This is a genomic window from Rahnella selenatireducens (assembly GCF_046449555.1).
GTDB classification, from domain to species: Bacteria; Pseudomonadota; Gammaproteobacteria; order Enterobacterales; family Enterobacteriaceae; genus Rahnella; species Rahnella selenatireducens.
Map to the genome: position 1 here is coordinate 1 of NZ_JBKEZJ010000035.1, position 5,945 is coordinate 5,945.

At 43.3% G+C, this 5,945-nt stretch carries 6 protein-coding genes and 1 pseudogene; 5 read left to right on the forward strand and 2 right to left on the reverse strand.

Translation table 11 applies throughout. The features are described 5' to 3' along the window. Together ACLBVC_RS24585 and ACLBVC_RS24590 are read left to right on the forward strand one after the other, a co-directional pair. Positions 1 to 275 (forward strand): hypothetical protein (locus tag ACLBVC_RS24585; protein ID WP_410151786.1); only part of this gene is annotated, 275 nt, incomplete at its 5' end. A gap of 817 nt (positions 276 to 1,092) precedes the next feature. Beyond that, entirely contained in the window at positions 1,093 to 1,449 is a 357-nt protein-coding gene (locus ACLBVC_RS24590; protein ID WP_410151787.1) for an entry exclusion protein 1, read from the forward strand. Between the two features lie 1,280 nt (positions 1,450 to 2,729). Here the strand turns inward: ACLBVC_RS24590 and ACLBVC_RS24595 are convergent. Continuing rightward, on the reverse strand, positions 2,730 to 2,951 hold the full coding sequence (locus tag ACLBVC_RS24595) for a YdgH/BhsA/McbA-like domain containing protein (RefSeq protein WP_410151792.1): 222 nt from the start codon (positions 2,949 to 2,951) through the stop codon (positions 2,730 to 2,732). 203 nt (positions 2,952 to 3,154) lie between these two features. On the opposite strand from ACLBVC_RS24595, the gene ACLBVC_RS24600 reads away from it, so the two are divergent. Next, on the forward strand, positions 3,155 to 3,346 hold the full coding sequence (locus ACLBVC_RS24600) for a hypothetical protein (protein WP_410151788.1): 192 nt from the start codon (positions 3,155 to 3,157) through the stop codon (positions 3,344 to 3,346). A gap of 125 nt (positions 3,347 to 3,471) precedes the next feature. Here ACLBVC_RS24600 and ACLBVC_RS24605 read toward each other — a convergent pair whose 3' ends face one another. Next, positions 3,472 to 3,720: a protein L gene (locus tag ACLBVC_RS24605; RefSeq protein WP_410151790.1), complete on the reverse strand. Its 249-nt coding sequence runs from the start codon at positions 3,718 to 3,720 to the stop codon at positions 3,472 to 3,474. Between the two features lie 638 nt (positions 3,721 to 4,358). On the opposite strand from ACLBVC_RS24605, the gene ACLBVC_RS24610 reads away from it, so the two are divergent. Further along, on the forward strand, positions 4,359 to 5,489 hold the full coding sequence (locus tag ACLBVC_RS24610) for an AAA family ATPase (RefSeq protein ID WP_410151791.1): 1,131 nt from the start codon (positions 4,359 to 4,361) through the stop codon (positions 5,487 to 5,489). After that, positions 5,489 to 5,945: pseudogene (locus tag ACLBVC_RS24615) on the forward strand (hypothetical protein); the annotation flags it as partial. The gene ACLBVC_RS24610 and the pseudogene ACLBVC_RS24615, both read left to right, overlap by 1 nt.

The window sequence follows — 5,945 nt, forward strand, 5'->3', positions numbered from 1 at the left end:
CGTTTGTTCAAGGATATGCTCATAAGGTCTACAATGATGTGCCTAAGTGGGATAAAAATTTATGGAAAGAAGTTATTGAGCTTCACTGTGAAAAGGCTGAGCGTTTACTTAGAGGTGAGGTTTCTTACCCAGAGAATGTTATCGAGCAGGATTCTATTTTAACTAAGCAGATTGAAATTGAATCTCAGTCTAATGCAGTCATTGTCCTAAATGCATTCCCTTTGATGCTCTGGTATCACTTTGGTTTAAAATTACCTGATATATTAATGCGTTAAGTATATTTTTAAACTGGATCTTCTTGGATCCTTTGTTGATGCGTGATAATCTTTAAAACGAAAAAACCACCCGGCAAGGTGGTTTTTCGAAGGTTCAGTAAACCGGCAAGTTTCTGAACCGTGGTAACTGGCTTAAACGGAGCACAGTCACCAAATCTGTCCTTTCAGTGTAGCCGTAGTTGGGCTTCCACTTCAAGAACTCCGTATTTACCGCGTAAATACATATCTGCTCCGTAAACCAGCTACCAGTGGCTACCGCCAGTGGCGATTCGTCGTACCTTCAGTGATTGGACTTCAAGAGAACAGTTGCGCTGAAGGTGTGGTAGTCGGGCTGAACGGGGAGTTCGTGCTTACAGCCCAGCTTGGAGCGAACCACCTGTCCGGATCTCAGCATCAGGCGTGGAATGAAAAAACGCGGCCATAAACAGCGGAGTGATGCGGGTAAATCCGTATGGTGGGAACAGGAGAGCGCACGAGGGAGCCGCCGGATGGAAACGTTCGGTATCTTTAAGTCCTGTCAGGTTTCGCCACTTCTGATTTGAGCGCCGGTTATCGCAAGATTTCTGTGAAGCTCGTCAGGAGGGCGAAGCCTATGGAAAAACAGCCCTCCGGGCTGCTCTTTTTCCTGTCTGTCCGTCTATTACATCTCATTCGTCTTTTTCTGATCCGCAACGCTCGCCGCAGTGTTGACTAGCGAAGTCTGTCAATGCGAGGAAGCGTCAGTGCTTCATCATTTCATGCTTGCACGGTCACTCCCTACCTTTTGTGTCGTGTCTTTTTTCTTTGTTCTATACTGTGCCAAAAAATGAGGTGATCTATGGCATGGCATTCTGTGGCACAGTCTCAAAAGTTGGTTTCCAAGAGCCGGAGGACGCTTTATCGTGATATGGCTTCCGGCCTTGTTTCTTATAGGACTAACGATAAAGGTCATCGTGAAATCGAAACGTCTGAGCTTATTCGTTGCTACGGCGACATTGCACACGTTGGCACACCTAAACGCCACTCTGTGGCACATGGCGATGGCACACAAAAAATGGATGTCTTACTGGACGAAATACGCCTGCTCCGCAAGGAGTTGGCAGATATGAAGGCGGAAATGTTGCGCATTGAGCTGAAGCAGGAAAGTGCTTCAGCTATTCAAACGAAAAGCCGTTGGCAATTCTGGAAAAATTGACCCCGCTTGTGTAGTGCCATCATAGGCCAATATGGCACAGTGTTTTTTCGCCCGAGCTTGGCTGGATTTCTCTCACAATACCGCCGCTTTTAAACGACGCTCCAGTACCACACCCCACGCAAGACCATATCTTGCTGAATTATCCTTTTAATACAGTAAGTTGATTCGATTTTAAAATGTTTTTTTTACAGTGTCTTGAGCTAAAGTGACATTGCAGTGCCTGATTGTGGCCTAAAAGTGGCCTAATCCGGCACTGCAATGTGGCCTAAAAGTGGCTAACTAGATAATTCAGTATGTTAGTTAGGCCACAATCAGGCACCGGTGCTTGATTGACACACCTGTAAACCACAAAAAACGGCGAGTAGTGCCTGATCAACACACCTCGGAGACAGCGATTTTTTCCGACAACAGTGCCTGATCCAGCCACTTTTTCTTCATTCCACAAAACGTCGGCGTTTTGTGCGTTTGGCTTTGATGTCGTGTTGTGCCAAAAAGAGTGCCAGTTAGCGGACAGGAAATGTTTTGTGTCCACCGCCGGTGAGCTGGCGGCGATCATCAAAACGCCTGGTCAGGGTTTCCCCCAACACCCATAACTTCCCGTGACCGCTATTTGTCACCCGGTTAGCCTGATCAACGTTCCCCAGAAAAAATCCTGATACGGATAACTCAGCAAAAAGTGGTGCGCATGCGCAACGTTCTGCCGCGCCGGCGGCTTGGCCAACGCCTCGTGGCCGCGCAATAAATTCCGCGACCGTTCACCGTTTCCCACTGAACCCCTTCATCTTATTTCGACGCATCTGCCCGGGCACAATAGCCGCATGGGTAATGGCGGGTGCACTCTCATCCCCAACAGTGGATCAAAAAAATCCCACTAAATACCGTCGTGACGCAACCATAGAGTGAAACTCAGGAGGGCAGCATGAAATTTTTAAACATGGTGAAACGGGCGTTGCAGTGCCTGAAGCTGGCGATGGACTTGTGGGACCGGTTTGGCGGTGGCAATCATCACTTTTGAACCGTTCGCCGGATTTTAGCCGCTAAAATCCGCGCCGCAGGTTTCGGTGCATAGCTATTCACGCGCCCAGAATTCATCTGCGCCGTTTTGGGCGGTTTTGGCGGGGTAAGCCGGGCATATTTCATCGTCTTCAGGGGAAATGCGCGCTGAGGGCGTCGGGGGCGGTACGGTAAACCGGTGTTATGTTCAATTCACCCCGGTTAGCAGTCACAAAAAAGGCCACCCGCAGGTGACCCTCTCTGGCCGTTCCGTCAGCAGTCATGAATCATTTGTACAGAATGGCGGTGCCGTGCAGGTGGTTCTGACCGCCCGCTTCGATGATTTTATAAGACGATGCGCCTGCCGCAGCGGCTTTGGCCGCGAAGGTGGACTCCAGGCCGTCCAAGGTGTTACCTGTCGCGGTGACGGTGCCGAGGTCGGCGGCGAAGCTTCCGAAAGACACGGTGGTGAGGGTAGCAGCTACAACGAAAGTTTTGATGGATTTCATGGTCAAATTCCTTCTCAGTGATTGTTTGGGAAGAGGCATCGTGCCTCCGATGAGACGAATATTAGTCCCATGTCGGGAAGATGAATAGTGGAGGGATTTGCTGATAAATATCAAAAAAACTGAATAATGTTTAAGCGTTCAATGCCGAAGGGCAGAATAGATATGTTACGGTTATAAACCCAAACCAATAAGGATTGATTTCTATGGCCTCTGTAACGCAACACATAGACACTGTTGATGAGCTGTATTTATACATAACCACCGGTAGGGAGTACGAAACCCCACTGTCAACAGTTGAGTTCAGCACTTTGGAAGAGTTAAAAAATAAATTCAAAAAAGAGGGTGTTGAGCTTTCTGTTTTAGAAGAAAATGGCCTTTATAAATTCAAGATATAAGAAGCGTAATATCGTCTGTGGCGATTGGGGCTGTCGTCGCCTCACTACGTGAGTGGGATGTTACTAGCTGGTTCAGATGTGAAAAAGGCCGCCCACAGGCGGCCTTTGATGTGAAGAAATTATTTTTATTTTGTTTTTGTCATCACGATCAGTTCCCAGCGGATTTCCCCTGCTGAAGGACTATGCTGTGCGTGATTTTGGGGGGGGAGCGGATCACCTTTATTGCAGGTCACTTCATCACCACAATTGCGGCAGCGGTAAATGCCGGAAGCTGGACATTCAGTCGCAGGACTGAATAGGCTGCGCCAGACGCTGCCATCCGGTTCAGTGGTCTTCTTTAGGTAATCTTCTGTACTATCAACATAATACGCCATGAGTTAAGTCCTTAAATAACAGTTGATTGGGTTTTTAGGCCTCTTGTGAGAGGCCTAATTTTATTTTTTCTGTTCTTGATCTGAATTGACTGGGATCTTGAACATTCCCCCGTTGGGGCGGGTGATTCTCTTACCCTTTACTGTTATGTAAGGGCGAAAAATGTATGCTTGAGACTCTTCTGTCTTCATCTGGCATCACTCTGATTTCGCCATTCGAGTGTTGATTTCTGCTCTGGAAATTGTACTGTAGCATCAACAAATCTTGTGGCTGGTTTCGTTAAGCACTTGAGGTGGTACTCAAGCGCCACATTTGCGTATGGTTTGTTAGGGTTAGTTCTGGTGGTACAGGCTAACCCATCTATCCTTATTTTTTTCTAATAGCTCCTCCTCCTGTTTTTCTTTACCGATATCAGCAATTAATAAGTCTCCACGGAAAAATATGGAATGAATACAAATAAAAAGCAATAAATCAATGACTTACACTTAAATCTTCCTTGCTTCCCCAAAGCGTTAGCTTTACTTCCTTTCATGAGCTGTTACAAAAACCAGTGTACATGCTTCGTTTTTTCAGTCAATATTTGCCGTAAAAAAAATACGGCAATATGCTAGACTAAGGGAATCGATGCGAGGAGTTATTTATGTTAAAGATATTTGAGGTTTGCGGTTTTAGGGGGTTTGAGGAGAATTTCATTCTGGATTTGACTCAAAGAAAGAATTACGAATTTAATGATGAGGCTGTAAGTAACGGTGTTATTAAAACCAGCATAATTTACGGTAAAAATGGGACAGGGAAAAGCAACCTAACCCATGCAATATTTGATCTTGTTTCTCAATTAAGTGAAGCAGCAAAGTTATCTAGTTTTTTCTCAAAAAACTATTTAAATGCCAAGAATTCAAAAGGAGTGGCATCTTTCAAGTATCACTTTAAGTTTGGTGAGGATGAGGTGACGTATTCTTACGATAAAAAAAGTGCAAGAAAGATAGTTATGGAATCCTTAGATATAAACGGAAATAACTATGTAAAAATAGATCGAAGGATTAGTAATATTGCAAAAATAGAAATTCCGGGAACTGAAAATTTAAATAATGATTTTACAGAAGCGGAGGAATCGGTGTCTGTAATATCCTATATAAACAATAATACCATATTTCCTGAAGGGCGAGTAACATCCGCATTTAGAAAGTTTACGAATTATGTTAAAGGGATGTTGTTCTTTAGGTCATTACTTGAAGGTAATTCTTACATCGGGGTTGAGTCTTCAGGAAAGAAAATATGTGAGGATATACTCGAACACAATAACATAGAAGAGTTTGAGAATTTTTTAAATGCGAATGGTGTTGAATGTAAACTTAAAGAAATAGATGGTCTGAATGGAAAGGATATTGCTTTCGACTTCGATGGAGTAACAATTCCGTTTTATGAAATTGCATCAACGGGAACCAAGTCTTTGGGACTTTTTTTCTTTTGGATGCAAAGAATGGAGCAGGTATCCCTAATATGCATTGATGAGTTTGATGCATTCTATCATCATGAATTATCTGAAGCTTTGGTCAGCATTCTTAAAGAGAGTCCTGCCCAGGTTATATTGACGACTCATAATACTAGCGTAATGAGTAATGATATATTGAGGCCTGATTGCTATTTTGTCATGGATCATAAGGATGTTAAAGCTCTTCCTTATCTAACGGATAAGGAAATAAGACTTGCACATAATTTAGAAAAGATCTACAAAGCTGGTGGCTTTAAAAAGAAAAAAGAGATAGTCTGATGGCTGAAAAAATACTTTTTGTTTTCGAAGGGGAAAAAACCGAGCATGTATTAACAAAGAACCTTATTGGCAACTATATCCAAAGTGAGGATAATGCGGTAGTCAAAGTTTCATTTTGCGGTGAAATATATCAACTTTACAGAAAAATGATTACCGACGATTTTGGTATGGAGTATGTTGATGTTTTTCCTTTTCTTAAAGAACGTGATAAAAATCTTTCTCAATATGAAAGAAAAGATTTTTCACAAATATATCTTTTTTTTGATTATGATCCACACGCAACTGATGCAGATGCAGAAAGCTTGATGGATATGTTGCGTGTTTTTAATCAGGAGACTGAAAAGGGAAAGTTATTTATCAGTTATCCAATGGTTGAATCTCTGCGATGTTTCAATGGAAATAAAGAAGAATTTTTTGGTCTGAAAGTATTACTGAGTGATGTTTCATCTTTCAAGT